This window comes from Methanobrevibacter sp., assembly GCF_045611865.1.
GTDB lineage: Archaea > Methanobacteriota > Methanobacteria > Methanobacteriales > Methanobacteriaceae > Methanocatella.
On record NZ_JAZKXX010000076.1, the window covers coordinates 17,201 to 41,082 of the forward strand.

At 32.9% G+C, this 23,882-nt stretch carries 44 protein-coding genes; 41 read left to right on the forward strand and 3 right to left on the reverse strand.

What is annotated here, in order from left to right; all coding sequences use genetic code 11:
* Nucleotide 1 precedes the first annotated feature (1 nt).
* Entirely contained in the window at nt 2-301 is a 300-nt protein-coding gene (locus ACKI32_RS09260) for a hypothetical protein (RefSeq protein ID WP_407415722.1), read from the forward strand.
* Nucleotides 302-305: 4 nt separating this feature from the next.
* On the opposite strand, the gene ACKI32_RS09265 is transcribed toward ACKI32_RS09260, so the two are convergent.
* The gene (locus tag ACKI32_RS09265) at nt 306-593 is read right to left on the reverse strand and encodes a zinc ribbon domain-containing protein (RefSeq protein WP_407415724.1); all 288 of its coding nucleotides are present in this window, start codon (nt 591-593) and stop codon (nt 306-308) included.
* Between the two features lies 1 nt (nt 594).
* Nucleotides 595-1,017 (reverse strand): hypothetical protein, encoded by a 423-nt coding sequence (locus tag ACKI32_RS09270; protein WP_407415726.1) that lies wholly within the window; start codon nt 1,015-1,017, stop codon nt 595-597.
* Nucleotides 1,018-1,201: 184 nt separating this feature from the next.
* Between ACKI32_RS09270 and ACKI32_RS09275 the strand changes: the two genes are divergently transcribed.
* Complete coding sequence (locus ACKI32_RS09275) at nt 1,202-2,296, forward strand: type I restriction endonuclease (RefSeq protein ID WP_407415728.1); 1,095 nt, start codon at nt 1,202-1,204, stop codon at nt 2,294-2,296.
* Between the two features lie 557 nt (nt 2,297-2,853).
* Here ACKI32_RS09275 and ACKI32_RS09280 read toward each other — a convergent pair.
* The gene (locus tag ACKI32_RS09280) at nt 2,854-3,036 is read right to left on the reverse strand and encodes a hypothetical protein (protein ID WP_407415730.1); all 183 of its coding nucleotides are present in this window, start codon (nt 3,034-3,036) and stop codon (nt 2,854-2,856) included.
* A 317-nt stretch (nt 3,037-3,353) separates the two neighbouring features.
* Between ACKI32_RS09280 and ACKI32_RS09285 the strand changes: the two genes are divergently transcribed.
* From ACKI32_RS09285 to ACKI32_RS09475, 39 genes are all read left to right on the forward strand, one after another.
* Nucleotides 3,354-3,809 carry a hypothetical protein gene (locus ACKI32_RS09285; RefSeq protein WP_407415732.1) on the forward strand — a complete coding sequence of 152 codons (456 nt, stop codon included), beginning with the start codon at nt 3,354-3,356 and terminating at the stop codon, nt 3,807-3,809.
* A complete protein-coding gene (locus ACKI32_RS09290) occupies nt 3,806-4,066 on the forward strand; it encodes a hypothetical protein (protein ID WP_407415734.1) in 261 nt (86 codons plus the stop codon). The genes ACKI32_RS09285 and ACKI32_RS09290 overlap by 4 nt, the downstream gene beginning before the upstream one ends.
* A complete protein-coding gene (locus tag ACKI32_RS09295; RefSeq protein WP_407415736.1) occupies nt 4,063-4,413 on the forward strand; it encodes a hypothetical protein in 351 nt (116 codons plus the stop codon). The genes ACKI32_RS09290 and ACKI32_RS09295 overlap by 4 nt, the downstream gene beginning before the upstream one ends.
* A complete protein-coding gene (locus tag ACKI32_RS09300; protein ID WP_407415738.1) occupies nt 4,410-4,646 on the forward strand; it encodes a hypothetical protein in 237 nt (78 codons plus the stop codon). Before ACKI32_RS09295 ends, ACKI32_RS09300 begins: the two co-directional genes overlap by 4 nt.
* The gene (locus tag ACKI32_RS09305) at nt 4,631-4,873 is read left to right on the forward strand and encodes a hypothetical protein (protein WP_407415740.1); all 243 of its coding nucleotides are present in this window, start codon (nt 4,631-4,633) and stop codon (nt 4,871-4,873) included. The genes ACKI32_RS09300 and ACKI32_RS09305 overlap by 16 nt, the downstream gene beginning before the upstream one ends.
* Nucleotides 4,873-5,637 carry a hypothetical protein gene (locus ACKI32_RS09310; RefSeq protein WP_407415741.1) on the forward strand — a complete coding sequence of 255 codons (765 nt, stop codon included), beginning with the start codon at nt 4,873-4,875 and terminating at the stop codon, nt 5,635-5,637. The genes ACKI32_RS09305 and ACKI32_RS09310 overlap by 1 nt, the downstream gene beginning before the upstream one ends.
* A 1-nt stretch (nt 5,638) precedes the next feature.
* The gene (locus ACKI32_RS09315) at nt 5,639-5,953 is read left to right on the forward strand and encodes a hypothetical protein (protein WP_407415743.1); all 315 of its coding nucleotides are present in this window, start codon (nt 5,639-5,641) and stop codon (nt 5,951-5,953) included.
* Nucleotides 5,950-6,492: a hypothetical protein gene (locus ACKI32_RS09320; RefSeq protein ID WP_407415745.1), complete on the forward strand. Its 543-nt coding sequence runs from the start codon at nt 5,950-5,952 to the stop codon at nt 6,490-6,492. The genes ACKI32_RS09315 and ACKI32_RS09320 overlap by 4 nt, the downstream gene beginning before the upstream one ends.
* Complete coding sequence (locus tag ACKI32_RS09325; protein WP_407415747.1) at nt 6,493-6,702, forward strand: hypothetical protein; 210 nt, start codon at nt 6,493-6,495, stop codon at nt 6,700-6,702.
* 4 nt (nt 6,703-6,706) lie between these two features.
* On the forward strand, nt 6,707-7,498 hold the full coding sequence (locus tag ACKI32_RS09330) for a hypothetical protein (RefSeq protein WP_407415749.1): 792 nt from the start codon (nt 6,707-6,709) through the stop codon (nt 7,496-7,498).
* A complete protein-coding gene (locus ACKI32_RS09335; RefSeq protein WP_407415751.1) occupies nt 7,499-8,029 on the forward strand; it encodes a hypothetical protein in 531 nt (176 codons plus the stop codon).
* A 171-nt stretch (nt 8,030-8,200) separates the two neighbouring features.
* Nucleotides 8,201-8,710 carry a hypothetical protein gene (locus tag ACKI32_RS09340; protein WP_407415753.1) on the forward strand — a complete coding sequence of 170 codons (510 nt, stop codon included), beginning with the start codon at nt 8,201-8,203 and terminating at the stop codon, nt 8,708-8,710.
* Between the two features lie 20 nt (nt 8,711-8,730).
* A complete protein-coding gene (locus ACKI32_RS09345) occupies nt 8,731-8,925 on the forward strand; it encodes a hypothetical protein (RefSeq protein ID WP_407415754.1) in 195 nt (64 codons plus the stop codon).
* 187 nt (nt 8,926-9,112) lie between these two features.
* Nucleotides 9,113-9,463: a hypothetical protein gene (locus ACKI32_RS09350; protein WP_407415756.1), complete on the forward strand. Its 351-nt coding sequence runs from the start codon at nt 9,113-9,115 to the stop codon at nt 9,461-9,463.
* A 74-nt stretch (nt 9,464-9,537) separates the two neighbouring features.
* Nucleotides 9,538-9,729, forward strand: a complete 192-nt coding sequence (locus ACKI32_RS09355) for a hypothetical protein (protein WP_407415758.1) — start codon at nt 9,538-9,540, stop codon at nt 9,727-9,729.
* Nucleotides 9,730-9,894 (forward strand): hypothetical protein, encoded by a 165-nt coding sequence (locus ACKI32_RS09360; protein ID WP_407415760.1) that lies wholly within the window; start codon nt 9,730-9,732, stop codon nt 9,892-9,894. It begins immediately after the preceding gene.
* A complete protein-coding gene (locus ACKI32_RS09365) occupies nt 9,891-10,079 on the forward strand; it encodes a hypothetical protein (protein WP_407415761.1) in 189 nt (62 codons plus the stop codon). The genes ACKI32_RS09360 and ACKI32_RS09365 overlap by 4 nt, the downstream gene beginning before the upstream one ends.
* A 226-nt stretch (nt 10,080-10,305) precedes the next feature.
* Complete coding sequence (locus ACKI32_RS09370; protein ID WP_407415762.1) at nt 10,306-10,485, forward strand: hypothetical protein; 180 nt, start codon at nt 10,306-10,308, stop codon at nt 10,483-10,485.
* A gap of 2 nt (nt 10,486-10,487) precedes the next feature.
* On the forward strand, nt 10,488-10,715 hold the full coding sequence (locus ACKI32_RS09375) for a hypothetical protein (protein WP_407415764.1): 228 nt from the start codon (nt 10,488-10,490) through the stop codon (nt 10,713-10,715).
* 25 nt (nt 10,716-10,740) lie between these two features.
* A complete protein-coding gene (locus ACKI32_RS09380; protein WP_407415766.1) occupies nt 10,741-10,896 on the forward strand; it encodes a hypothetical protein in 156 nt (51 codons plus the stop codon).
* Between the two features lie 108 nt (nt 10,897-11,004).
* Complete coding sequence (locus tag ACKI32_RS09385) at nt 11,005-11,169, forward strand: hypothetical protein (protein ID WP_407415768.1); 165 nt, start codon at nt 11,005-11,007, stop codon at nt 11,167-11,169.
* Between the two features lie 31 nt (nt 11,170-11,200).
* On the forward strand, nt 11,201-11,464 hold the full coding sequence (locus ACKI32_RS09390; RefSeq protein WP_407415770.1) for a hypothetical protein: 264 nt from the start codon (nt 11,201-11,203) through the stop codon (nt 11,462-11,464).
* On the forward strand, nt 11,443-11,949 hold the full coding sequence (locus ACKI32_RS09395; RefSeq protein ID WP_407415772.1) for a hypothetical protein: 507 nt from the start codon (nt 11,443-11,445) through the stop codon (nt 11,947-11,949). Before ACKI32_RS09390 ends, ACKI32_RS09395 begins: the two co-directional genes overlap by 22 nt.
* A gap of 62 nt (nt 11,950-12,011) precedes the next feature.
* Nucleotides 12,012-12,260, forward strand: a complete 249-nt coding sequence (locus tag ACKI32_RS09400) for a hypothetical protein (RefSeq protein ID WP_407415774.1) — start codon at nt 12,012-12,014, stop codon at nt 12,258-12,260.
* A gap of 453 nt (nt 12,261-12,713) precedes the next feature.
* Nucleotides 12,714-13,001, forward strand: a complete 288-nt coding sequence (locus ACKI32_RS09405) for a hypothetical protein (protein WP_407415776.1) — start codon at nt 12,714-12,716, stop codon at nt 12,999-13,001.
* Nucleotides 13,002-13,073: 72 nt separating this feature from the next.
* A complete protein-coding gene (locus ACKI32_RS09410) occupies nt 13,074-13,415 on the forward strand; it encodes a hypothetical protein (RefSeq protein ID WP_407415778.1) in 342 nt (113 codons plus the stop codon).
* A gap of 97 nt (nt 13,416-13,512) precedes the next feature.
* On the forward strand, nt 13,513-14,097 hold the full coding sequence (locus ACKI32_RS09415; RefSeq protein ID WP_407415780.1) for a hypothetical protein: 585 nt from the start codon (nt 13,513-13,515) through the stop codon (nt 14,095-14,097).
* Nucleotides 14,060-15,499, forward strand: coding sequence for a hypothetical protein (locus tag ACKI32_RS09420; RefSeq protein ID WP_407415782.1), 1,440 nt, complete (start codon nt 14,060-14,062; stop codon nt 15,497-15,499). The genes ACKI32_RS09415 and ACKI32_RS09420 overlap by 38 nt, the downstream gene beginning before the upstream one ends.
* 2 nt (nt 15,500-15,501) lie before the next feature.
* Nucleotides 15,502-16,800: a DUF935 family protein gene (locus ACKI32_RS09425; protein WP_407415784.1), complete on the forward strand. Its 1,299-nt coding sequence runs from the start codon at nt 15,502-15,504 to the stop codon at nt 16,798-16,800.
* Nucleotides 16,793-18,433 (forward strand): phage minor head protein, encoded by a 1,641-nt coding sequence (locus ACKI32_RS09430; RefSeq protein WP_407415786.1) that lies wholly within the window; start codon nt 16,793-16,795, stop codon nt 18,431-18,433. Before ACKI32_RS09425 ends, ACKI32_RS09430 begins: the two co-directional genes overlap by 8 nt.
* Nucleotides 18,434-18,577: 144 nt before the next feature.
* Nucleotides 18,578-19,108: a hypothetical protein gene (locus tag ACKI32_RS09435; RefSeq protein WP_407415788.1), complete on the forward strand. Its 531-nt coding sequence runs from the start codon at nt 18,578-18,580 to the stop codon at nt 19,106-19,108.
* Nucleotides 19,109-19,129: 21 nt separating this feature from the next.
* On the forward strand, nt 19,130-19,627 hold the full coding sequence (locus ACKI32_RS09440; protein ID WP_407415790.1) for a hypothetical protein: 498 nt from the start codon (nt 19,130-19,132) through the stop codon (nt 19,625-19,627).
* 23 nt (nt 19,628-19,650) lie between these two features.
* Nucleotides 19,651-20,535, forward strand: a complete 885-nt coding sequence (locus ACKI32_RS09445; RefSeq protein ID WP_407415792.1) for a hypothetical protein — start codon at nt 19,651-19,653, stop codon at nt 20,533-20,535.
* A gap of 50 nt (nt 20,536-20,585) precedes the next feature.
* Nucleotides 20,586-20,933: a hypothetical protein gene (locus tag ACKI32_RS09450; protein WP_407415794.1), complete on the forward strand. Its 348-nt coding sequence runs from the start codon at nt 20,586-20,588 to the stop codon at nt 20,931-20,933.
* A gap of 14 nt (nt 20,934-20,947) precedes the next feature.
* Entirely contained in the window at nt 20,948-21,361 is a 414-nt protein-coding gene (locus ACKI32_RS09455; protein WP_407415796.1) for a hypothetical protein, read from the forward strand.
* Nucleotides 21,349-21,708 carry a hypothetical protein gene (locus ACKI32_RS09460; protein ID WP_407415798.1) on the forward strand — a complete coding sequence of 120 codons (360 nt, stop codon included), beginning with the start codon at nt 21,349-21,351 and terminating at the stop codon, nt 21,706-21,708. The genes ACKI32_RS09455 and ACKI32_RS09460 overlap by 13 nt, the downstream gene beginning before the upstream one ends.
* Nucleotides 21,705-22,211: a hypothetical protein gene (locus ACKI32_RS09465; RefSeq protein ID WP_407415800.1), complete on the forward strand. Its 507-nt coding sequence runs from the start codon at nt 21,705-21,707 to the stop codon at nt 22,209-22,211. Before ACKI32_RS09460 ends, ACKI32_RS09465 begins: the two co-directional genes overlap by 4 nt.
* Nucleotides 22,212-22,246: 35 nt before the next feature.
* Nucleotides 22,247-23,314 carry a hypothetical protein gene (locus ACKI32_RS09470; RefSeq protein ID WP_407415802.1) on the forward strand — a complete coding sequence of 356 codons (1,068 nt, stop codon included), beginning with the start codon at nt 22,247-22,249 and terminating at the stop codon, nt 23,312-23,314.
* 3 nt (nt 23,315-23,317) lie between these two features.
* Nucleotides 23,318-23,767 carry a hypothetical protein gene (locus tag ACKI32_RS09475; RefSeq protein ID WP_407415804.1) on the forward strand — a complete coding sequence of 150 codons (450 nt, stop codon included), beginning with the start codon at nt 23,318-23,320 and terminating at the stop codon, nt 23,765-23,767.
* Nucleotides 23,768-23,882 lie beyond the last annotated feature (115 nt).

Consider the following 23,882-nt stretch of genomic DNA (forward strand, 5'->3'; position numbering starts at 1 on the left):
AATGGCTGAAAAAAGATTTAGTTATTCTCTTTATGAGGATGGTTCTGAAAGCATATATGACCATGAAGATGATGAATATTATTTCAATAACGATATGGAGGACATAGGTAATTTGTTAAATGATTTATCAGATGAAAAGGCGCAGTTAAATGAAGAAAACAAAAAATTAAGAGAATGGCTTTATGAGAGTGAATCAATAATCATCGGAGAATATTCATCACATATTAAAGAAGATATGGAAAAATTAAATGAAGTAATTAATGGTTCAATTGAAGACCTGGAAAAATTTATTAAAAGATAAGTGGTTATTTTAATATCCAAATAACCACAGTTAAAACGGTAGTCAAAATCAACAACCATGGCGAATATGTAGGCAACAAATTAAAAGTATGAGTAATGAATCCTATGATTAAACCTACAATAATCCATAATATTATGAAACCAATAATTTTTACAATAATGCTTCCAATATCCTGGAATGCTGAATCAACTTCATCGATATGTGGTTTATCAATAGTTTTACCGCAATGGCTGCAGAACTCATCGCCTTGATTTATTTTTTCACCACAGTAAGGACATCTTAAAACAACCATGTTAGACCTCAAGTGGATTCAGATTATTTAACTTGTTGAACTCTTCAAGATTGTTTTGAATGATTTTTGCATCATCTACACCATTAGGGGTCCAAGACCCTATAATATATTTTGTTCCTTCTTTTTCAACAATTTCTAGGATATAACAATCGTTTTCATCATCGGCTCCAATATAACAAGTGTCATTATATTTTTGCGCTACATATCCTGCTTCTGTATCGTTTTCAAACCAGAGGTCATAATTATCGTCACTGTATTCTACAATCATAATATTATGGCCTTGTTCATCAACATAGGAACTGGTACCCAGTGCATGTAAAGATGATGGGGCTTGAAATATATCTATAATGTCTGTTGCGGAAGCTACTCCTATTATTAGGAAGAGGAGTGTTGCTCCGAGTATTATTTTTGTTATTGTTCTCATTTTTTTGACCCTCACATATTAGTTTGATATTAGTATGTGTGTATTTGTGGGGTTATACATTTTACTATTTTTTTCTATCCTCAAATAATGTTCACTAATATGCGATAGAATTTTCTATTAAGTATTTATAGTCCTAAAAAATATACATTATAAATAACTTAAATTATTTAGGCTGGCTGTTAAAATGACTTTTGAAGATGAACTCAAAGAATTCATAAAAACAATACCTGAAAAACTAGAGCATATTGATAGTGAAGAAACAAGTAAAATAGCATTAATAACTCCATTTTTACGATTGATGGGTTATGATACAACCAATCCCGCGGAAGTTAAAGCTGAATATACTGCTGATGTTGGAACAAAACAAGGTGAAAAAGTAGACTTCGCAGTCCTGGAAGATGGACATCCAATCATATTCATTGAATGTAAATCAGCAGCAAATGAATTAAGCACTGATAATATTTCACAATTATATCGTTACTTCAGCATAACAGATATTCAAATTGGAATATTAACTAATGGTGTGGATTATAAGTTTTTCACTACTGGTGAGGACAATAACAGGATGGATGAAAAACCATTCCTTGACCTTAACTTATTGAATTTAACTAAAAAGGATATTAAAGAGTTAGAGAAGTTTAAGAAAGTTAATTTTGATGTTGATGAAGTTGTCTCTAGAGCAGACAATTTAAAATATCGTAACTTGATAAAAAAAGCATTAGTATCTGAGTTTGAAAAACCCTCTGAAGATTTCATTAAAGCAATAGGTCAACAAGTTTATGAAGGCAGGTTAACTCCAAACATTAAGGAACGCTTCGGTAATCTGATTACGATATCTATTACAGAAATCATTAATGAGAGGGTTAATAAAACATTGAATGATGCCGTTGCAAGTAATGAAGAAGAACAAGAAGATAACAATGCTATTGAAGTTGAAGAAGAAATCAATGATGATGGAATTATTACAACCGCTACAGAAAAAGAAGGTTATTTCATTGTTAAATCAATTGCTTCTGAATTAGTGGACCCTGATAGGGTTGCTATTCGTGACAGGAAAAATTATTGTAATATCCTTTTTGACAATAATCAAAGATTCCCTATAGTGAGATTTTACTTTAATAATGAGGATCATCTTCGTGTTGAATTCTATGATGAAATCACTTTAACTAAGAATGGTGGTAAGAAAGGTGAGAAAATCGATATTGAAGGGGTTTCTGATTTGTATAATCATAAGCAACGTATGCTTAATGTTATTCAACAATATTTAGATATGGAATGATTTGTAATATTCCATTCTTTCACTATTTTTTTTTAATGTTTTGCATTGATTTTTTCTATTGGAGAATTTTATACATTTTACTATTTTTTCTTGTGTTTTTTGGAAACCTTCGCTATGTGTTTTTGCACTTTTCACTGTTCAATGTGATAATAAACAAGAATTATTATTGAATATTGTTCAAAAATAAGTAAGGATAACATTTAAATATTCAATTGGATATAGTATAATTACCGATAGATACCATGACCGACCACCAGGAAGATCATCAAAAAAATCTATTGTAAAACAATGGTTTAAATAATGTGAAAAACAGATGTTATTTTATGTAACATAAAATGGTAGGGTTTAAATAGTGCGCCAACACCCCCTACCAGCGGTTACATAAAAAACAGAACTACCTGTGAGGATAGAATGTTTGTTGTAACCATTAATAATTTATGGTTAAAATCCTATTTAAGTTTTATTGAATGGGTCGCAGACAGAATGCGATGTTTTTATGTATTAGCTATGGCTATAAATTATTTATATTGCTTTTTTAAAAAAATAATAATAAAAAGTTATTCTACAACTTTTTCTATTTTAACTTCTGTTTTTCCATTATTGTACTCAACTATCCAATTAACTTTATCTCCAATTTCAGCTCCTAAAAATTTCATTACTTCTTTAGGAATTGTTGTTCGTGCAGATAAACTATTTGGCCGAGCTACTGAAATTTTAGATTCATATTCAAACACTGTCATATCTCCTATTTTTGTTTATTCTTATATATACATATATACGAAAGATATATATAATTATTTCCACAGAATAGGTAGAAAGATTTATATATTAGAGTGTTCAATTAATAATTAGATGAAAGTTTAATATGCGCCAACATATTTGACTTTCATGAAAAAATCCTGTGAGGATAGAAAAATGAATGAAATATTAGAAATAGATATAGAACGCACATATAATGTGCATGGGCTTGAACTAACTGGCAAAGACCTTATACACAAGGTCGCCAATGGTTTAAGGTACGAAGAAATTAGCGAACATTTTAAGGAAGGTGTTACCAATGAGTAACACTCTCCTACCTCCTAAATATCAAGGCAGAAGCCTTGAAGATTTGAGAAGCAGTCTCAGAGCAATCAATCACAGATGTGAGTCAATAAGAATGGATGCTGCAGTTATTGTTGGCATACTTCCATTGAAACCTGGAAGGAAAATCTGGACTGCCGATGAAATCCAATGGGATGATCCAAAACTTGCACATTTAAAAGATACTTATTTTGAATTATGTGACACTGCAAGTAAACTACTTCGCCATGTTAGCGAGTTAGAGGCTAAAAAATCTGGAAACCTCAGTGTTTGGAAAGCTAAACAGAAAGGTGAAATATTCCTAAGAATCCATTTCCACTCCATTGAAGAGGAAAAAGAATTCTTTGAAAAGAATAATCTACACCGTGGAATGTCCAGTTTAACCGAAGCCATTTTAAGTAATCCTAATTTTCTAGAAGGAGTGATTTTATGAATGTAATTGATATTCATAATGTCCCTCAAGACGTGGAAATTCTTTCTGTTGGCGATACTGCAATGGGATTAAACCTATTCTACCCTGAAGTAGTTCGTGAATTATTAGAAGCATTCACTGACTTCACTGATTTTGATATAATCGCAGAAGTAATTGATACTTTAAAATTGGATATAACTTGTGTGGTTGAAGCATCTGACCCGCCAGGAAAACTAATACATGGATACATCCACAACAAAGGAGGTGTCCTTGTATGAGCAGAACTGCAGAATACCTCACTGAAGAAACTAAACTAGCAACATGCAATTATCCAAGATGGACTAGTGAAGAAAGCAGCATAATTGAAGAAACCCTCTATCGCAAAGGGTATGAAGCACATTCTGTTTTTCGTATTGGTGCTGACCGTGAATGGCATGACGCTTTACAAGTAAACCGCCAGGACATGGGTAGATTAATTGAACAATTATTCCGCCAAAGACTGGTTGTTGAAGTTCAAGCAGAAGGCCATGGAAAAGCAGCAATCATAAATTCATATGACTTTGCAGGTGAGACATTCGTTTCTGCTGTGAAAAGATTCCATAACAACAAGGAGGTTCCATTATGAGTGACATCTATGATTACCATGTGGAAGAAAGACCTCGTGTTGCTGTAGAAAAATTCCGAGATATTCAAGGGGATTTCATCTTCGACCAGTTACTTGAACATTTAAATCTAAATTATGATGGATTTGTCAGTGAGTATGGTGAAGATTTGGTTAGAGATCCAACATGTTTAAACCATGTTATTGTAGATTTGATGGTTAGAAAAGGGGGGAGAATGAAATGTTCAGGTTATTAATGTTAATACTTTTAAACTTATTAGGTTTTGAAGATACTCATAAACCAAAATATGATTTAAGAAAACCGGTTTCAGGAATGGATAAAATTAGGCTTTGGTTTAATAGGCACAAATATGAATTTTTATTAATACTCATTATTGCAATTATGATTTTGGGTGTAGTGGCTTTGGTGAAATGGTTCCCTGCCATGGATCCATACACTAACAGATTCAATGAGGTGATATAATGGTAAATGAATTAATGACTAATTATATCCCAAATGTGAAGGATGCCCTCGAACAATGGAAAGCATATCAACAATTATGTGGGAAAGAAGGAATCCTTGATGAATCAGACTATCAAAAAATCATAGTCAAAGAAAAAGACCCTGAAACTGGAAAATATGTTCGTGTTGAAAGAGAATTCAAGAAAAAAAGTGCATGGCAAAAATTAGCCAGGGCTTTTAACGTAGACACTAAGATTGTAACTCGTGAACTTCAAAGAACAAAAACCGGCAGTATCAATGAAGCATATTACTGTATCTGCGCAACACTTCCGAATGGTCGCAGTGTAGAATCAGATGCATTATGCTCCCGTAAGGAAAAAGGAAAATCCAAAGTTAGTGACCATGCTATAATGACCACTGCTAAAACACGTGCTACTAATAGGGCCATTGCTGAGTTGATTGGTGCTGGTGAAACTTCCGGTGATGAGATGACTTCAGATTATCAAGCTGTTGAAGAATCGGATTCTCAATATATCTCTACCGCTACCGTAGAGGAAGAAACACCAGAAGAAATTTCAGAAACTGAAGATACTGTTCAAGAACCAGTTGAAAATGAACCACCAAAATTAATCCAAGACTGTATCAACGCATTATCTGCTAGAGGTATGAAAATCACAAATAAAGTGATTAAAACATGTATTGAAGACAGAAGCAAAGATGAAAATGAGTATAATCTTTGCATGGACTGGTTAAATGAAAATATTAAATTTGAAGAGGTGGAATGAAATGAGCAAGTATATTTTAAATGGATGGGGTTGGAATATGCCTCATCCCAAAAAAGGCACCCTCAAATATGAGGATTTAACTGAAGAAGAATTCGATAAAGAAGTTATCGGTGCAATCTCATGCATCGGTAATCCAATACTTGCACAAATACTTGAGTTACCATATAATCCAAGTTATATTAATCTTGATGTTGGTGATGTGGCATTAGTCATCAACTTAAGAGGAGGCCGTATTCCTGTAGGTACTACTGAGTTTCCTGAAGATGTGACTGTGAAGTATACTAAAGTTGAAGTTCAGGAGGCTGCAGCGGTATGAGTTTAAAGTTGATCTATCATAAAATCTCCGAAATTCAAAAAAATTTAATGGGTAAAAATATTGAGGATTACAACCTCAATACTTTAATCCCATTAATTTTCAAAGAATGCAATAAGCAAAACTTAATGTTCTTTTTTAATTTCGTGGAAAATGCTTGTGTTTTAAATTTACGTGACATATCTGAAGAAAACATGGAATTGAATATTCGTTATCACCATGGCCTTGAAGATATTCCAGAGGACATTATGGACTTGTTGAAGGTAAGGTTGCTTTGTAATACTTTTCTTTTAATTAATGATTCTGTTGATATTGGCATACCCGTTCCTGCGGAGAACACACCAGTTGAAGAAAAAGAATCAGCAATTATTAGTAATGATAAACCAGTGCCTACTCATATTAGGAAAGCGATTGACACTATTCAAGCTAAAGGCATACCAGTCACAGTAGAAGCAATTAAAAATCATTTACCCTTAAGTAAAATGAGTACTTCTGCAAGAATGGAATGCAATAAATATTTAAAAAATATGGAGGCAGAATAAGTGGAAACAGAATTAATTTATGCACAATTCACAGTCCATGGCGAAACAGACAAGTATATTGTAGCATATGACAATGAAGACGGATGGTTCTGCAACTGCCCCGACAGGCATTACAGGAAACATACCTGTAAACACATCCGTGAGGCAAAAAGTTTAATTAAAAATTTAGTGGACGAGAATGTCCCTGAAACACAATTGAAGTTGGTGTGATGATATGATTATTGAATTAGAAGGAAAGTTATTAACTCAAGCTACAATCATAGCCAGATTAAAAGGTGTGGAGCTTGAAAAATATGTTGCAACATGTGTTGCAAATGATGTTGAAGAAAGTAAAAAAGATTTATTCAAATTATTCGATGAACCTGTTAGGGGTTCTGTTGAGAAAATGGAAGTAAAAAAATTTACTTCAACAAGAGTTAGAGGACCTAACCATGATCCTAATGGTCCATTGCAAGCCTATCAAACACATGATGTATATCGTAAGTTGATTGTTGATGATGATATGATTGTGTGGAATGAAACTCAAACAGGAAATAAAGAGGTTTTACCGTTATGGCAGTTCATATATGTTTGTGAAGTTTTTAAAAATGATAATAAAATGAGGTATACTCAAGAATTAGCTAAAAAGTTTGGTGTTGCACCTACTAAGACTAATAGGTTAGGTGTGGAGTTCTTGGAAGGGCATGTTGATGATTTTCTTAAAGAACAAAATGATTTGTTATTGGATCATACTTTTGGGAAACATGGTAATGAATTGTATATAGATGGGGAGAGGACCAGGTTGAATTTGCAGGAAGTTCGGAATATTGTTTGTTCTATTCAAGATAGTGGTCTTATAGGTAAAAGTATGTATTATTTTGTTGAGGAATGGAATTGCCGGGCAATTGATGTGCTTCCGCAGCATGTGGTGATTATTTGTGCAAATTATGATAATTCTCAGTTGATTAATTTGCTGAATTTGGGGGGGGGGAATTTAACTCCTCCTCTAAGTGTGTTGGTGGTTTAAGTGGTTAATCAGAAAGGCGAATTTCCTATGACTGAAACTATTACAATCCGTGTGCATCCCTCTGAAAAGGAGCGTGCTAAAAAGTTGCCTCAAACTTTTAAGGAAATCTTCATGTATGGTCTTAATGCTTTATCTGATGAGGCTATTCGGTTGAAGTTTGAGGTGGATTTACTTGAAGAGCTTGTTGCAAAAAAAGATGTTGATGTTAATAATGATAGGGCTTTGTTGATTGCTAAGAAAAGACGTTTACGGATGATTGCTCCTCATGAGTTAGATGATGAGACTCTTGCGAGTATGTTGGTGGAATCTGCTAGAGATTATGCATTTTCTATTTTCAATAAGCATGGTGCTGAGTCTATCCTTAAAATTGAGAAGTCTTTAGCGAAGTCTAGTATTAAGTCTGAGGGGCGTGATTTGGGTTATAATGAGGATAGTTTTTTTGTTGAGGTGAAAAATCAGTTGGAAGAAATGTGTAATACAGAAACGTGTGACATTTCAGATGATGACTTGTTGGGTGGTGTAACACGTTAATACATTACTGTGTTACAGATTCTTACAATTCTAAAATTGAAATGTAACACATCCAAGTGTTACAATTAAAATGGGGATTATTATTATTGATTATTATTATTAATAATACTTTTTTCAATATCAATGATATCATATAACGATGTTATATAAAATAAAAGGAGAGTTTTAAACATGAAAAACAAATTATTAGAAGAAATCAGACATGACCTAGTCTCATTGACTGGTTTAAAAGCATTCGACAGTTTAAGTGAAACAATCCAATCAAATGACAGTCATGTATCTGTCTTGATTAGTGAATTGATACCACTTGATTTTAAAGAGCTTATCGGGAAAATCGATATTGAACTTGAAATTGATGACAGTATCCACTCAGATGTAAAAGACAATCTCAGTGAATGGTCAAGATTAATCACCAAATTATCCAAAGATGAAAAAGATTACTTCAATAAAAAAGAAGCTTATAATGCTTTGAGTGAAGAAATCATTAAAGAAACTGATTTTAAAGCATTGTATGGAAAAAACAATGAATCTATTCGTAAGCAACATGTTAAAGAAGAGCTTGCTGATGAATATGGTGAATTGAAAGAGTTGGAGTTTAGTATTGATAATCTTAAAAGGCGCATTAGTTTCTTGAAAAGTTTGATTCATACTAAAACAGTACTCTTGGAAATTAAGGGATGATGATTTAAGTGTATGTTAAAGTGGATCAGGCAAGTGAATTGGAACATATTAAACGTTTAGGTTTGCAGGCTTGGAGTGGTCGTAAACAAAAATATTTATCTGTCACTGCTGGTGATCAAGTTAGGGAATATTGTTTTAGTAGTCCTTGGGAGTATAAGAAGTTTACTCGGGAATTAAGAAAACTGGAAAAAGCCGAAAGAGAGGGGTTATTATGAGGGATAATCCTTTTTATATTAATTGTTGAAATTCCAATAATAACGGTTGAGACTGAAATATGATAATTGTATGGATTTTGTGCTGCATAACATTTCTTATAATTTTATGTGCTATAGGGTTTGGTTATAATAATTATAAGCGTAAAAAAGATTTTGAAGATAGACAGGAACGTTACAGGAAGATGATATGATGGCTTTAAAACGATTTGTAGATATTGAAATTGGTGCAGATATTGGGCAAATACGATTATACACTACCGATGAAGATTATCAAACTTATGGTAGGGAAGATATTCTAAATTTAATTAATGAGAATGAGGAGTTAAAACAAGCAAATAGGTCTACATTAAGAGAGTTTGAAAAAGGAGTTAAAAAAGTACAACAATTAGCAAAAGAAAATGAACAGTTAAAATCTGAAATAAGTTCATTAAGACTTGAATTACACACTCATAAACATCCATTATGGAGTACAAGAGAAGCCGAAAGAGTAGTTAATGAACTCAAAAAAAGAGAATGGGAAGTTATCCTTGATTTGTGAGAAATATGAGGGTTTCTTCAAGGAAAAAGGATATTCTATTCAAGATTTAATCGATTATGCAAGAGATGGTAGCAATGACTAAAAAAGATACAAGATTTGTATATGGAATGCATACTGGTGTTGAGGGTTTGGACCTTATATTCAAAGTATTATGTTTAATCTGCCGAATAATGATTTGCCGATTACCAGTAAGGGATAGTATTGATAGAAGAAGAGTTAATAAGTTTAACGATGAATTAAATAAGTTAGAAAAAGGTGATGTGTGAATGAAATGTTTAATGAACTGTATTTTTATGTATTATATTAATGTTGATGGTTTTACTTGTATGGTTTCAAAGAAAACACCTCCGATGGGTAAAACTTGCCCTTATGAGAATATGACTGTTACAGAGTTAAATATGAAATCAAATTATGATGGTGATGTGGAATGACTGAACTGATTTATGATGGTTTTCGTAGTGGAAAATGTATTATACAAGAAATTGAATGGCGAAACCTAAAATGCAGAAACTGTGGAGCAGAAATGCCAAAATATGCAAAATATGATAATAAAAAGAATGAGATTAAAACTTGTCAAAAATGTGGAGAGTCAGTTATATTGGTAAGACATATCTAAGGTGATGATGGGAATGACTGAAATAACAATTACATTAGAAGATGATTTTGGAAGAGTAAATACTAGAGTAACAACTAAATTATCTCCTCCTGAATTGATGGATAAGATTTTAGAATTGGAGGATGTTGAATGACTGATGATGAATATTGTGCTGCTGTTGAAACAAAAGCATACTACTTCTTAGTGGAGTGCATTATAGATGACAGCATATTAGGAGAGGGTTATGATGACTGTTAAAATAGACAAATATCGATTGCACCATGATACAAATAGTAGTGCTATCTATGATTTAAGCACAGGATATAAAATAATCACGTTGGGACTAATGAAAAAAGAAGTTAGAGAAAAATTAGCAGAAAAGATTCTCAATGAATTGAACACTGGAAAATATGAAATGGGGGAATAAAAATGGTTAGTGAAGTAACAAAAAAATTATCAAAGTTATTAGGAGCAAGTGGGCGTGCGGAATTAAGAATGGATAAAGAATTATTTTATTCAAATTATCATGATGTAAGAGATATTTTTAATGAGATTTCTGAGAATTATAAGGAGTATAATTTGAAGCTAATACGATTTGATGATGGCAAGGATAAGGATTATGTTACTATGAGTTTTGAAGCAAGAGATGTGTTCTGATTCGTTTTAGGTGCTGTGAGTATAAATGAGGATGTTTCTTTTAAAATTATTCTTCAGATTAATTAAAAATTATAGTATATTTTTCGTTGCTGAGGATACTGCGGGGTATGTGAATGATATTGTTATTGATACTGAGATGAAAGAGATTATATTATCATGTGTGTGGAGGAAAAAAGAATGAATGAGATAACTATACTAATGCACTCAATAACATTAATGTTTTTAACTATAACAATACTCTCCAATACATTAACGTTAAATAAATTAAGAAAAGAGGTTTTTAGGGAGAATGACTGATAAACAAGATGCATGCGCACAACTTGCGCAAAAGCACAATGAATTCATTGAAAAAGAAAGAGAAAGAATAATGAATCAAATCCGTGAAGCAATTGATAATGAGCGGACGGAACTTGGAAAATCTGTATTGAAACAATTATTGGAAGTTTTGGAATGATGTATAAAAGTTTAGCAAGAGGTGAAATTTTATGAAGTACACAACTACCAGTTTGATAGAAGTATTAAGTAAATTTCCGAAAGATTTGGAGATTGACACGGAATTATCTTTTTTGTTTAATTATCCGAAAGAATTAGACCATTTAACGGATACTATGACAAGAAATGAATTCATTGATTTGGCTCGTAGTAAAGCAACTAACTTATGTTTATTGGAAGGTTCTTGGGAAGATGGTACTATTCCAAGAGAAAAAATTATGGGGATTCAAGAAAAATGGGGAAAAATGAAAAAATGAGTATTCAGGATAAATTAAATTTATACAATCATACCCATGTCAAGGGTGAAGTTCGAAGCAGTGAATATGAATCTAGTGTAAAACAGAAAAAGCGTTTGAATATTAAACTTGACCTTGCAGACACATTGTTTAATGAAGTCTACTTTCCATTTACACGGTCTCAGAAAGACCATGTTAAAGAGTTAATACGAATATTCAAAAATTTCAAAGAATTACATGCACAGGCATCTAATGAAGAAATAATATTATCTTTCATTTTATACGTCAAATCATTAGAAACAAAACAAAACATGATTCATACAATGGAAGGGCAAAAAACAATACGCACCATAATAACTGATGTGGAAAGACAATTATTATTCCAGGACAAATGTGAAATCATTACCTGGAAAATAAATTTACATTACATATCAAGCATGCCAATATTACCCAGTGAACCATCAAATGTAGATCATAATTTGTTGTATAAAGGAAAGTTAAAATGAGTAAATATTCTGGACACAGGGACCCATTTTGTAAGTCCCACTATAATATGAAGATAAAAGATATGACTAGAATACAAGTTGATGAAACATTTGACTTAAATGAATATGCAAGAAGTTTGCGTAGAATTTATATTAACAAATGTCTTAATCATCAACCCCTTAATTGTTGTCCGGAATGTGGAGGAGAAATAGAATACTCTTCAGAAGACGAAGACGAAGCAGTATGCACAGAATGTGGATTGGTAACATCTGCAAGCATACGCTACGTAGCCGGAAAAAAAATAGACCTACCATATGGTCTACGATTATAAAAAATGGGTGTTGTTTTATGTCTTAGGTTTAGGCTGGATTTCTAAAAAAAAACTTTTCCGCTTTCGTAAATATAGTACAATTTTAAACAGCCAAAAAATAAAAAAACATGCATTCTTCTGCGTAAGGGACAGAATATTGAAAACCATCTTCAAACTTTTGCTTTTTATGATTTTTTTTGAACTCCTCAATAAAAAATATTAATCATTTAAATTAAGTCAAAACCTAAAGTCAAAACACGTTAAAAAAAACTATATAAAAGTTTTTTTTAATATATCTGGTAAACCCTAAGGCATAAAACAACATCTATTCATACTGCTGTAGATGAATACAGCGAAAAAAAACTTTTCTTTTATTTCAATTTTCGTTTGGTGTTCGTATTTAACTGTCACAGGTTACTACAGCATTTTATTTTTAAACTAAAACTCTATTTATTTAGAAGGGAGAATCTAACCATGGTGGAAACATACAAATATAAAAGTAAAATAGCAACTGCAATAAGTTTTATTGCAGCATTAATAGCATACCTCGGAAAAGACGGACTAACTGAAATCATGCCTGCAGAATACGCATTTTTAATTCCAATATTAATATTTGCAGCAGGATATGTTCTAGCACAAAAAACCGAAGATAAACGTGTAGATGTGGCTGAACAAATGGTGCTTGAAAAAATCGCAAAAGATGACACACCAGAAACAGCAGACAATACTGATGTTGTGGCTGGTGATGAAGATGTGTGCTAAAACATTCTTTGACGAAAACGATATTGAAGACATAGATCCGGCAAGTGACTATGAAAATACGGGTGATGAATAATGACATACACCCACCTAAGCGAAAAAATACCCTACCGGAGGACAGTCTGGGTGACAGGATTTCTAAAAACAACATTATCAAGTTCATTAATTGCAACTGGGGTATTATTTTTATTCACGGGCATAACTAATCATCCACTATTCCAAGGATGGCATGAAACCTCAATAATCGTTGGAGCAATAATGATACTATTGGCAATATTAATAGTTGTTGCAATAGACCAATGGAAAGACCAGAAAAAAAGAGAAGAATTGGAAATCATCAACAAACATATTGATGACAGAGCAATTGAAATTGCTGAAGAAAAAATATTAGAAGCAATGGAAAATTTAGAAAAATAACTACTATTTTTTTTATAACCTTTACAACCCTTTACAGTGTAAACCTTTACATTACCCTTTACACTTTACAATGTAAACCTTTACAAAAATTATACTAATGGTAGATAACATGCCTCCAAAAAGTGCAGTTGAAAGAAGTGAGCACAGAGATGAAATCGATGACTTATTATTAGATGGAAGAAGTCCACGCTTTGTTTCTTCTTACCTGAAAAATGAATATAATGAAAGTATTTCTCACACTGCTATCAACAATTATAAGAAAAAACATCTTGACGTCACTAAGGAAGCAGTAATTGACTACACTAAGAAAAAAAGTAAGGAAGGTAAAGAAGTTCAATCTCAGAAAGATAGAGAGAAGAAAAAAGAAAAAGTAGTTAAAAAAATTTCTTCTGATCTGGAAAAATTGGATGAGATTATTGAAGATTCTTTTAATACTCAGGTTGATTTGGAAAGGTTAGTTAGTGATCCGGATTGTGACCAGGTTAAAGTTGAAGGTTTGAAGTTGAAGATGCGTCAGCAGGGTATTAGTGCTGTGAATGCTAAGACTAATATTCTCAAGCAAGAGGATACTAATGTTGAGATTAATGTTGAAGAGGTTAAGGTTAGTCTGATGGAACGGGTTAAGCAGAAACGGCGTGAGTTAAATGACCTTAGCAATGGAAGAAATCAAGACGTCTCTTGATATGAATGTTGAAGATCTTGAAGATTTAACCCCTTATGATGTTTATTCAAGTTTAACCGTTAAGAATAGTTTACCTGCAGAGCATGTTTTTGAGTTATCTGAAAAGTTAATGGATGTAATACTTGATGATAATTATAAAAATCGGCTTTGTGTAACTCAACCACCACGTACAGCTAAATCAAGTTTAATAACATTATCATTTCCGTTTTGGTTAATATTAATGAATCCAGAACTGAATATTCTGGTTGTTAATTATAATAAAGAATTAGCTAATACGTTTGGTACACGGTTAAGACAATTATTTATTGATAATGCGGATTTATTAGCTTCACAGGATATTTACTTGTCGAATGCTGAGCATGCTAAAGCTTCATTTAGTTTTGAAAATAGTAAAGGCGAGTTGCTAGGTAGTATTCGGCTTGTTGGTGTTGGAGGTACAATTACTGGTCGTGATGTGGACGTAGCTATTTGTGATGATTTAATTAAAGGTTTCAAAGACACTACTCAAAGATTGCTTGATGACTTATATGAATGGTTTAAAGAGATTCTGATACCTCGTCTCGAACCCCACAGTAAGTTATTTGTACTGGGGACCAGATGGCATACACAAGACATAATTGGGCGATTAAAAGAAAATCATCCTGAAAAATATGAGTTCATCGAATTAAAAGCATTAAACGAAGATGGTTCATGCATATGGCCTAATAAATATACTCCCGAGTTTTTTGAAGAACGCCGAGAGGAAATTGGAGACCGCATATTTGAAGCACAATATCAAGGTCAACCATTAGATGAAACTGGAGACTATTTCAACCTAGACAACATCATATTTGAAGAAGAATTCCAATATGACAACCCATTAATCATCGGCAAATGCAGGTCATGGGATTTCGCATATACTAGTGATGAACCAGGTAAAGATAACGATTATACCGCATCATGTAAAATGTACCGTTTATCTGATGATACATACTATGTGACTGATGTTACTATGGCTAGATATGGGGATGATTTATTGAAAACAGTATTATCCTATGCAAAAATGGATTCACCAAACGTACCTGTACTGATGGAAACTGGAACCAAAGGTGGTGCTGCTAAAGAACTATATGAACAATACAAAAAACATTTCACAGGCTACCGTACAGAACACTCAGAACCAGTAGGTTCCAAAGTTGACAGAGCAAATGATTTCAAATACGCATTATTAGCAGGTAAAATCAGATTCGTATTAGATGATAATCAACGTGAAATATTACTCCGCCAATTGAAAGGATTCCCATTAGCAAAACACGATGACCTCATCGATGCATTAGCTTACGCTTACAATTATTTATCACAAAAAAGCACAGGCAATCAAGTTAAAACTGCAAGAAAAAGAAAACGTAAGAGGTTAAGATAATTATGAGTATTATTAGTGATATTGGTAATCAATTATTCAAACGTGCAAGTAAAATCAGCACAGTTGGAACCGCAGCAAAAAAAGCAAAAAGCTACATAAAATTATTCAATAGGAAGGATAACGAAAAATCAGTATCATATGAAACTGGTTTAAGTATCCTCCGTGACACTCAAGTAGCAACTGGTTTTGACATACTGAAATACTTATTATCAAGTAAAAAATGGATTTTAACCAATACTGAAGAAGATTCTGAAGTTTATGATTTCGTAAAAGACATGCTAGATAACATGAAAACCGAAATCAACACAGTAGTCAAACAAATGACTCCTGCAATCATGTGGGGTTTTAATGTTCATGAATTAATATTTGATGTTAATGACGATGGTAAATTAGTCATCACAGATATAGTTCCAATCCATATTAAAACATTGCAAGATGATCCATTCATTTATAATCAGAATACTGGTGAATTAGTTAGCATACATCAAAAAGTTGACAAGTATGAGATTAACATTCCGGAGTATAAATGTTTAGTATATAGTTTTGGTAGTTTATACGATGAAAAAGAAGGTCATGGATTATTATATGATTTCCTTCCATTAGTTGAAGATAAAGAAAACTTAATGGATTGGTTAATGACCTTTGCAGAGCGTAACGGTTCACCTACAATGTACGGGAAAACTAATGACCCAAATTCACGTGACGAATTATTAGATGCATTTGAAGATGTTTCAGATGGAACAGTAGGATTAACCGTAGGAATTGATGAGGACGTTGGAATATTAGAATCAAGTCACAATGGCGAAATCTTCTTCAACGCCTTACAGTACAAAGACAACCAAATCTTCCGTAGAATGTTCATAGGTAACTTATTAATGGGAGATAACAGTCAGACTGGTACTTATGCTCAATCTCAAACTCAAATGGAATTTGGACAGCTTGTTTTTGATGGAGTACTTGAAGAATTCGCTAATAGTATCCAGGGAAAAATCAATTTCATTGTTGAATTGAATTTTGGTCCTGGTAGGAAAGCACCACTATTCAGTTTTGATAAATTCACATCTGGTGATATGAAGAAATTATTTGAAATCATTAGTCCTTTAATGGAAAAAGGAGTTATTGATTCAGAAAATAGTGCAGTTCATGAGGCATTAGCCTTACTCTTCAAAGCCGAGGCTGGTGTCGAGTATGTTAATGAAGAACCAGAAATGCCTGAAGAAGATTTCTATCAAGAACCTGAACCTGGTGATACAGGTTTGACTGATGAGATATTAGATAATTTAGATGAGATTTATGCCTAGTCAAGAAAAACTCATTAAGCAAGGAATCAAATATACTGATTCTCTTTTTGATGAAATTATACGCAGGTTAAATCAAGGAGTCCGAGCTAGTGATACATTAGAAGCTTTTCTTGAAGCAACAAAAGAATACACTACTCAAAACCCATTAGTCACAAGTGGTTATAATCAACAAATGTTAAGCCTTATATTACAGGAAACTAACAATCATAAGTTCAGCCGTCCTGGTCAAAAAGAACTTGTACGTTTTACTGTTGAGCAGAAGGTTGGTGAGAAAATTGTTGATGTTGGTGAGGATGTTATAGAGTCTGTCCGTGAGGTTGTGAAAGAGGGTTATAATAATAACTTATCCGAGCAAGAGATAGCTGCTAACATTAGTGAGAAAGTCACTAAGATTAAGAATAAGCGTGCTCGTGCTATTGCTAGGACTGAGGTTGCAAGGACTGCTACTGTTAGTGATTACATTATCAATAAAGAACGTGGTGCTACTCATTGGTATGTTGAGTGCAGGAATACTGCATGTTCTAAGTGTAAACATGCGTGGCATGAAGGTTGGACAGAAGCGAATGATGATAATTTTAGCCCATCAGATACTAGCGCAGAGGGTAAAGGTTGGATAGGTAACAAAGTCTATTCAATGAATGATACATCAATGTTGCCACCATTACATCCAAATTGTAGGTGTGTTGTTTATTTCATAACTGAAGAGGAAATACCGAAAGAGACTACTATTGTTAAAGATACAACAACCACAACAACAATAACTGATGATTTTTTACAAGATAGATTATCTGAAGAAGATTATAAAACTTACAGAATGGCTAAATCTAATCGTAATTTTTCTCAAAGTTTGTTGGATGGAAACAGACTCGATGAAAGAGGAATACAATTACATAAACAAAGTATTGAGTTTTACACTAATCAAATTAAAGAATTAGAAGACAAAGCATTGTCAAATCAATCTAAAACTAAAACTGTGGATAACCCTACTGAAAATAATAAATATTCATTGAACAATCGTGAAAACAGTTTCAGTAAGGTTATAATTACAAAAGAACAATTTGAAAAGGTAGTTACTCATCAATCTAAAAGAGCAAATGCTACTCTTGAATATGGTAATTCTATTGATAATACTACTGGAGAATTAGCCCGTAGTACTGATATTAAAGGGAGTAAACATAGAGTCTCCATTCCAAAACTTACTAAATCATACAGTATTGTTCATAATCATACCAACAATAATGGATTTAGTGGAGGCGATGCATTTGGTCAGACAGAGGGACATTTGCAAGATGTATGTTATGCTACTACTCCAAAAGGTATTTGGATTATGAGAGATACTGAATTTGGAAAATTTAGAAAACAAGGCAGTGTTGATGGGGATTATGAACTTAAATATCGTATGGAGTCTAAGTATAAAGAACTTGCTAATAATGGAAAAGAGAAGTATAAAGACCAATACGATAATGTAAAATCACCAAATGAAAAACGAAAAATCCAAAGACAAATGGCGGATGAAGTTACTGATAATTACAATAACTGGCTTTTAGAAGAATTTGCAGTGGGTAAACGAAGAGATAATCTTATTGAAATTGAATTTATACCAATTGAGATGATAAACAATGTCCAATTCTGATAAAAACTATGTTGAATTAGATGACAGTATCTTTGAATATTTAGATGAAATATTCGATGATTAAATTATTTTTTATTATTTTTTTCCGATGATGCTACACTCATGTTAGCGGAGGCTATCATTAAAAATTGAGGTGAATTACTTATGGGTAAAAAAGGTACAAATCCAAATCCGGAACCAAATCCACAACCAAATCCAAATCCAAACCCAGAACCAAACCCACAACCGGATGATGGTACTGGTAAAGAGGATGATGTGTTGGATAAGTTCCAGAAAATTAAAGAGAGTTATGAGTCTAAACTCAATGAAAAAGATGATAAAATCAAAGAGTTAGAAGCAGAACTTGAGAAAAAAGAAAAAGAAAATAATGACAATATTAATCATTTAAACCATGAGATTGATGAGAAATTGAAACAATCTGAAGAGTATAAAGAAATGCTCAAAAAGGTTGAAGTCCTGGAAAAAGAAAGAGCAGAAACTATTGTGGACACTTATATTCAAAAAGGAATCCTTGTGCCTACACAAAGAGACACTGCTGTGAAATTATGTTTATCAGATACTGATGAATTTTTAGAGTTATACAAAAATGCTAAGCCTATTGTACAAACTCAAGAAGAAAGAGTTAGCGTACCAACAGGCACTGCAGAACGTATAGCCAACTATTTCAAAAAATAAAACCCTTGGAGGTACACATACATGAATGACGACATATTTATGTTTAATGGGATAACACTCCCATGCAAAGCAACCGAAGGTGCAATAAGCATCGTAGAAACAGGAAGCGTAACAGGAAACAAAGAAGAACCTGTATATGCAAATCCTATTAAAAAAGGACGTACCGTAGCTCTTGTCGGAGTCACTGACGACGGATACCCTTTAGTGGAATTAGCAACTGGTAGTAATGGACCAATCATTGGTTTTGCACATGACAAACCAGAACCTACAGAAGATCCAACTCAAGACTATACCAAAGCTCAAGCAATATCTGCAGGCGTACTTAGATACTGTGGTGTTGAAACTACATTTGTTGATATTCGCCCAGTAACTGCAAAAGCAGGCGAGGGTATTGAAGCTGGAGATTACGTCAAATACGGTGCAGATGGCCAATCATTTGAAAAATCAAATGATGAAACTAAAATGATTGCATTATCCAATCAAAACTCTGAAAACAGAGTAAATATTGGAATTAACTAAACAATTTAGGAGGGAAATAATATATGGTATTTAATGGATTACCGGAAGTATTTGATGATAGAGTTCAAAATGCTGAATTATACATGCAAAAAAGAATTTATACCGAATTACAATTCTTAAACATACTCCCAATGGAACAAAATGAAACTGGTTTATTCAGTAATTATATCCATGGTGATGTGGACGTTGGAAAACCAATGTATACCAATAATGGTATTACTTTCAATGAAATTAAATTTGGACAAGGAAAAACCGTGGGTGGACAAACCTTGCCTCTCGGTTTCATGTACAATGCAAGTACCCGTAATAAACAGAAAGGTACTTATGAAAGCGACCTTTTAAGCTTTTATAATGCGTCTGTTGTTCAATTTGCAGATTTCTATGAAGGAGAGTTTGCAAAAGCAATCCTTAAAGGAGGTAGAAAATCCTCTGTTGAGCTTAACGAATGGGATACTGCGGAACACATTATTGATAATGAAGAGACTCTCGATGATGAAATGAGATATGATTCAAAAGGTAACAGGACAGGATTTGCTCCAAATACTGCAATCGTGTCACGTAAAACTAAACTTGATATTGATCATGCTTTACGTATTGAAAAGTATGAGTCTAATTGGAATTATATTTCATCAAACAGAGTACTTGATGGTGCTTTTGCTATCTTTGATAGTTTCAATCCTGGCGCAAATATTCAAAAATATGCTGATCCAGATTACAGTATTGTTCAATCATTAGAAGATAATGAGATTGATCTCACTACTGAAGATGGTGAACCTATCCCTAAAGCATTTATTAATATGGATGTTAGATCTGACAAAAGACCTCAAAACGAGGAGCATTATGTCTGGGGTGAAGCTAATCTCAACATGCGTGACAGTAATGGTTTCTTAATTGTAACAGGAGAATAAATATTTTTTCCTGTTTAACAATTAAATCCATATAAAAGGAGGGAATATTAATGGCTAAAGGCTACTCACCTCTTGAAGGAAGTCAAGAGGATATTAATCGTAGATTCTTACGTAGAATTGAAGCTTTAGAAAAAAAAGAGCATATTGATAGTACTATTTATAATTTCGTTAGTTATGATAGTAATAATGAAAAAATCGGTGAAGGAACTGTAAAATCTACTGGTATTGTTGTAGGGAAATATGTCCAAATGGAAGTATTAACCAACAATGTTCCGGATTTTGTAGGTCAAAAATTTTATGTTATTAAAACTGCTAAAGCAGATGGTAAAACTAAATATGCATTATACTCTGATGCGGGTAGTACCAACACCGGTATGAAAGTAACAATTACTGAATAAAGGAATGATTATAGATGTCATATTGTACCCAAGATGAAGTAAATAGTCTTTTTGGTGATATTTCTGATGATGTTTCTGAAGACATGTTCAATACTGTTATTGATAACAGTACTGCTTGGATTGATGCTAATCTAAAAAGAAACTATGTTCCAATACCTACAGAAGACCCTGATGCTTTGAGAACTGCAGCAATATATTACGCTGCTAGTGACATCTTATTATCATTATATCAAGGTGATGAATTACCAGTACAATATGATGTTTGGTTTAATAAAGCTCAAGCATTAGTTGATGATTATATTGAGGCTTATCTTAAAAATGATGCGGATAAAACTGATTTGGTGGCTCATCAAAGTGTTAAACATACTCGTGGTCGAACATATAATCAAAAACGTGGACGCCGAGGTGTTCGCAGATGGGTGAGATAACTGATTTTGTCAAGTTATACATTGAAGACTCTGACATACTCCCTAAAAAGACTTATGAAATCGCAAGGTCACTTCAAAATAATATTAAAAAAGAAGCTCCTTATGATAAAGGTCGTTTAAAAAGGGGTATAAGAGTTGACACTAGAATACTTGACAAATACAGCATTATTACTGGTTACTGGGATGAAGGAATTGCACCACACGGTATTTTTGTATTAGCTCCTACCAAACCGGTGGAGGGTAAACTGATGAAAATGCCTTGGGGTTACCGTACCAAAAGAAAAGGAACTCCTGCAAATGACTTCCTTGGAAGAGGATTGCAACGAACATTGGAGGCTTACATATGAATAATGATGATGTTCATGAGAATATAGATGTCACTTATTCTTTTAACATATCTGAAAGTATTAAACCAGACAGACGTATGGCTTCTAAAATATCCTCCTGGTTAAAGGCAAACCTTGAAAATTTAAAAGATGATGATGATAACATTATTTTCAACAAAGTTAATTTTGGATATAATGAAGATAATCTGAAAGGATTTGGAAATAAACCGGTGTGCGATATTTACATTAATCAAGTGGAGTACACTGGAGACTTTGATGCTCATCCAGCTGAAAGTGTACATAGCATTATCATATTCTACCTGAAAGGTACTAATGAGAAATCATACTATAAAATTTGCGAATTACACGACTATCTTATACAGGAATTTATTGAAAACAAATCATTCAAATTCCTAGAAGATACTGTGAGAGATACAATTATTTTAAATAGCGAAATGATTCAACCCAATAACAAGAAATGGGGAGTAATGGGAGCTTTAGAATTATCCCATATATTATACTAAAAAAAACTATATTTTTTTGGAGGAAAACGATTATTATGACAAATCCAATACCAAATATTCATGTGACAAATGAAATAATAAGGATAAGAAAAGAGAATCCATTAATAAGGGATATTGTTTGTTTAATTGGTTGTTTTGAAGATACTGAAACATTAAATACTCCAGTATTATGTAAAAGATTAACCGAAGCAGAAGCCATATTTGGTAGTGACACTCAATATGATGGTAACGCTGCATTAAAACAAATATTTCATAAAGATATTAGTGGATGTATTATTGTGAACTGTACCACTACAACCGGTAGTGGGGATAATATTACTGCTAATCGTAGTTTAACTGTTAATAAAATCGAAACAGCATTAAACCTTGTTAGATTAATTGATTTTGACCAAGTATACTGTGCTGTGGAATACACCGATGCAATCGTAGAATCTGTTGATGCGTTCTGTAACAGTAGAATGGAAAGTAAACACCCATGCGGTTACACTGCTGTTGGTGCAAGAACCTCAGCTGCAACATACACTACAACAGCCGGTAAAATAGGAGACCAAATTACAGCATTCTTAACTCAACCTTTAGAAGTTAATGGTACAATGTTAAGTCTCGTTGAAAGTGGAGCATATCTAACCAACTTGATTGCAACATTATCAGTTGGATCCAGTTTAACATCCAAAACTTTAACTGAAGTTACAGGTGTAGGTGTAGACTATACCTTTGATGAAGGAGACCTCGGGGAAACACTTGTTGGCCTAGGGTTCTTTGTTGTAAGATTAATTGATGCATTAAACAATACTTATGAATGTGTTAACAGTGCAACTCCTAACGGCTTAGATTTATACATGAATCGTGTACGTGACTATATCGTAAATGATTTTGCATTAAGAGAAGCATTAGGTGAAATGAACACTGTCAGTGTAGATTTAATCACATTATTCTGTGGGGACTTATATACTAAATTCGTTAGAGACCTCAAATTAGTTAAGGATATTATCTATGCTATTGAAAAAGAAGATTCTAAAACTATAGATGTACTTCTTGAAGACTTGGTCTTTGCGGATATTACCACTCAAATTAATGTTAAAATTAATATTAGGAGGGAATAAGCAATGGCTGATAAAACTGTAAGCATAGGGGTTACTGACCCAGAAACCAATACTAAATTGGCTTTAACTTTTAAACATGTTACTAAATGTGAATGTGAAGAAGATTTAGATAATAATAATACTGATACTTTTGATGGACCAGTAGGAAGAGGAACTGAATTCCCAGGTTATAGCATTGATATTAGTCAATTAGATCTGGAAGCCCCGGACAGTGTTATGAGTGCTAGGGAAAGATATGTTCTTTTGAAAAAGATTCTTAAAATCATGCGCAGTAATAAAGGTACAATTACAGTATCTGAAATGTCTTATCCTAGAGGCGAAGCTCCATTTAAAGTAACTGAAAATTATAACGGTGTGTTATTATCCAGTAACAAACACACTATTGACCCTAAAGATTTAACAGCAAGGGATTTAAGTTTCAGTGCGGAATCCCGTGATGATGTAGAACCATAAAAAATTATTCCTAATTTTTTTTTATTGTTCCTTTTTTTTCAATGAATTAAAACTTTTAACTAGATATGAATTTACTATTTTTTTCCCAAAAAAAGTAATTCATATCTTTTTTTTT

What these genes read in the sequence shown, in the direction of transcription:
- ACKI32_RS09260 (WP_407415722.1), top strand. Translation starts at nt 2, where the DNA reads ATGGCTGAAAAAAGATTTAGTTATTCTCTTTATGAGGATGGTTCTGAA.
- ACKI32_RS09265 (WP_407415724.1), bottom strand. Translation starts at nt 593, where the DNA reads ATGGTTGTTTTAAGATGTCCTTACTGTGGTGAAAAAATAAATCAAGGC.
- ACKI32_RS09270 (WP_407415726.1), bottom strand. Translation starts at nt 1,017, where the DNA reads ATGAGAACAATAACAAAAATAATACTCGGAGCAACACTCCTCTTCCTA.
- ACKI32_RS09275 (WP_407415728.1), top strand. Translation starts at nt 1,202, where the DNA reads ATGACTTTTGAAGATGAACTCAAAGAATTCATAAAAACAATACCTGAA.
- ACKI32_RS09280 (WP_407415730.1), bottom strand. Translation starts at nt 3,036, where the DNA reads ATGACAGTGTTTGAATATGAATCTAAAATTTCAGTAGCTCGGCCAAAT.
- ACKI32_RS09285 (WP_407415732.1), top strand. Translation starts at nt 3,354, where the DNA reads ATGAGTAACACTCTCCTACCTCCTAAATATCAAGGCAGAAGCCTTGAA.
- ACKI32_RS09290 (WP_407415734.1), top strand. Translation starts at nt 3,806, where the DNA reads ATGAATGTAATTGATATTCATAATGTCCCTCAAGACGTGGAAATTCTT.
- ACKI32_RS09295 (WP_407415736.1), top strand. Translation starts at nt 4,063, where the DNA reads ATGAGCAGAACTGCAGAATACCTCACTGAAGAAACTAAACTAGCAACA.
- ACKI32_RS09300 (WP_407415738.1), top strand. Translation starts at nt 4,410, where the DNA reads ATGAGTGACATCTATGATTACCATGTGGAAGAAAGACCTCGTGTTGCT.
- ACKI32_RS09305 (WP_407415740.1), top strand. Translation starts at nt 4,631, where the DNA reads ATGTTCAGGTTATTAATGTTAATACTTTTAAACTTATTAGGTTTTGAA.
- ACKI32_RS09310 (WP_407415741.1), top strand. Translation starts at nt 4,873, where the DNA reads ATGGTAAATGAATTAATGACTAATTATATCCCAAATGTGAAGGATGCC.
- ACKI32_RS09315 (WP_407415743.1), top strand. Translation starts at nt 5,639, where the DNA reads ATGAGCAAGTATATTTTAAATGGATGGGGTTGGAATATGCCTCATCCC.
- ACKI32_RS09320 (WP_407415745.1), top strand. Translation starts at nt 5,950, where the DNA reads ATGAGTTTAAAGTTGATCTATCATAAAATCTCCGAAATTCAAAAAAAT.
- ACKI32_RS09330 (WP_407415749.1), top strand. Translation starts at nt 6,707, where the DNA reads ATGATTATTGAATTAGAAGGAAAGTTATTAACTCAAGCTACAATCATA.
- ACKI32_RS09340 (WP_407415753.1), top strand. Translation starts at nt 8,201, where the DNA reads ATGAAAAACAAATTATTAGAAGAAATCAGACATGACCTAGTCTCATTG.
- ACKI32_RS09350 (WP_407415756.1), top strand. Translation starts at nt 9,113, where the DNA reads ATGATGGCTTTAAAACGATTTGTAGATATTGAAATTGGTGCAGATATT.
- ACKI32_RS09355 (WP_407415758.1), top strand. Translation starts at nt 9,538, where the DNA reads ATGACTAAAAAAGATACAAGATTTGTATATGGAATGCATACTGGTGTT.
- ACKI32_RS09360 (WP_407415760.1), top strand. Translation starts at nt 9,730, where the DNA reads ATGAAATGTTTAATGAACTGTATTTTTATGTATTATATTAATGTTGAT.
- ACKI32_RS09365 (WP_407415761.1), top strand. Translation starts at nt 9,891, where the DNA reads ATGACTGAACTGATTTATGATGGTTTTCGTAGTGGAAAATGTATTATA.
- ACKI32_RS09370 (WP_407415762.1), top strand. Translation starts at nt 10,306, where the DNA reads ATGACTGTTAAAATAGACAAATATCGATTGCACCATGATACAAATAGT.
- ACKI32_RS09375 (WP_407415764.1), top strand. Translation starts at nt 10,488, where the DNA reads ATGGTTAGTGAAGTAACAAAAAAATTATCAAAGTTATTAGGAGCAAGT.
- ACKI32_RS09380 (WP_407415766.1), top strand. Translation starts at nt 10,741, where the DNA reads ATGAGGATGTTTCTTTTAAAATTATTCTTCAGATTAATTAAAAATTAT.
- ACKI32_RS09385 (WP_407415768.1), top strand. Translation starts at nt 11,005, where the DNA reads ATGACTGATAAACAAGATGCATGCGCACAACTTGCGCAAAAGCACAAT.
- ACKI32_RS09390 (WP_407415770.1), top strand. Translation starts at nt 11,201, where the DNA reads ATGAAGTACACAACTACCAGTTTGATAGAAGTATTAAGTAAATTTCCG.
- ACKI32_RS09395 (WP_407415772.1), top strand. Translation starts at nt 11,443, where the DNA reads ATGGGGAAAAATGAAAAAATGAGTATTCAGGATAAATTAAATTTATAC.
- ACKI32_RS09400 (WP_407415774.1), top strand. Translation starts at nt 12,012, where the DNA reads ATGACTAGAATACAAGTTGATGAAACATTTGACTTAAATGAATATGCA.
- ACKI32_RS09405 (WP_407415776.1), top strand. Translation starts at nt 12,714, where the DNA reads ATGGTGGAAACATACAAATATAAAAGTAAAATAGCAACTGCAATAAGT.
- ACKI32_RS09410 (WP_407415778.1), top strand. Translation starts at nt 13,074, where the DNA reads ATGACATACACCCACCTAAGCGAAAAAATACCCTACCGGAGGACAGTC.
- ACKI32_RS09415 (WP_407415780.1), top strand. Translation starts at nt 13,513, where the DNA reads ATGGTAGATAACATGCCTCCAAAAAGTGCAGTTGAAAGAAGTGAGCAC.
- ACKI32_RS09420 (WP_407415782.1), top strand. Translation starts at nt 14,060, where the DNA reads ATGACCTTAGCAATGGAAGAAATCAAGACGTCTCTTGATATGAATGTT.
- ACKI32_RS09425 (WP_407415784.1), top strand. Translation starts at nt 15,502, where the DNA reads ATGAGTATTATTAGTGATATTGGTAATCAATTATTCAAACGTGCAAGT.
- ACKI32_RS09430 (WP_407415786.1), top strand. Translation starts at nt 16,793, where the DNA reads ATGCCTAGTCAAGAAAAACTCATTAAGCAAGGAATCAAATATACTGAT.
- ACKI32_RS09435 (WP_407415788.1), top strand. Translation starts at nt 18,578, where the DNA reads ATGGGTAAAAAAGGTACAAATCCAAATCCGGAACCAAATCCACAACCA.
- ACKI32_RS09440 (WP_407415790.1), top strand. Translation starts at nt 19,130, where the DNA reads ATGAATGACGACATATTTATGTTTAATGGGATAACACTCCCATGCAAA.
- ACKI32_RS09445 (WP_407415792.1), top strand. Translation starts at nt 19,651, where the DNA reads ATGGTATTTAATGGATTACCGGAAGTATTTGATGATAGAGTTCAAAAT.
- ACKI32_RS09450 (WP_407415794.1), top strand. Translation starts at nt 20,586, where the DNA reads ATGGCTAAAGGCTACTCACCTCTTGAAGGAAGTCAAGAGGATATTAAT.
- ACKI32_RS09455 (WP_407415796.1), top strand. Translation starts at nt 20,948, where the DNA reads ATGTCATATTGTACCCAAGATGAAGTAAATAGTCTTTTTGGTGATATT.
- ACKI32_RS09460 (WP_407415798.1), top strand. Translation starts at nt 21,349, where the DNA reads ATGGGTGAGATAACTGATTTTGTCAAGTTATACATTGAAGACTCTGAC.
- ACKI32_RS09465 (WP_407415800.1), top strand. Translation starts at nt 21,705, where the DNA reads ATGAATAATGATGATGTTCATGAGAATATAGATGTCACTTATTCTTTT.
- ACKI32_RS09470 (WP_407415802.1), top strand. Translation starts at nt 22,247, where the DNA reads ATGACAAATCCAATACCAAATATTCATGTGACAAATGAAATAATAAGG.
- ACKI32_RS09475 (WP_407415804.1), top strand. Translation starts at nt 23,318, where the DNA reads ATGGCTGATAAAACTGTAAGCATAGGGGTTACTGACCCAGAAACCAAT.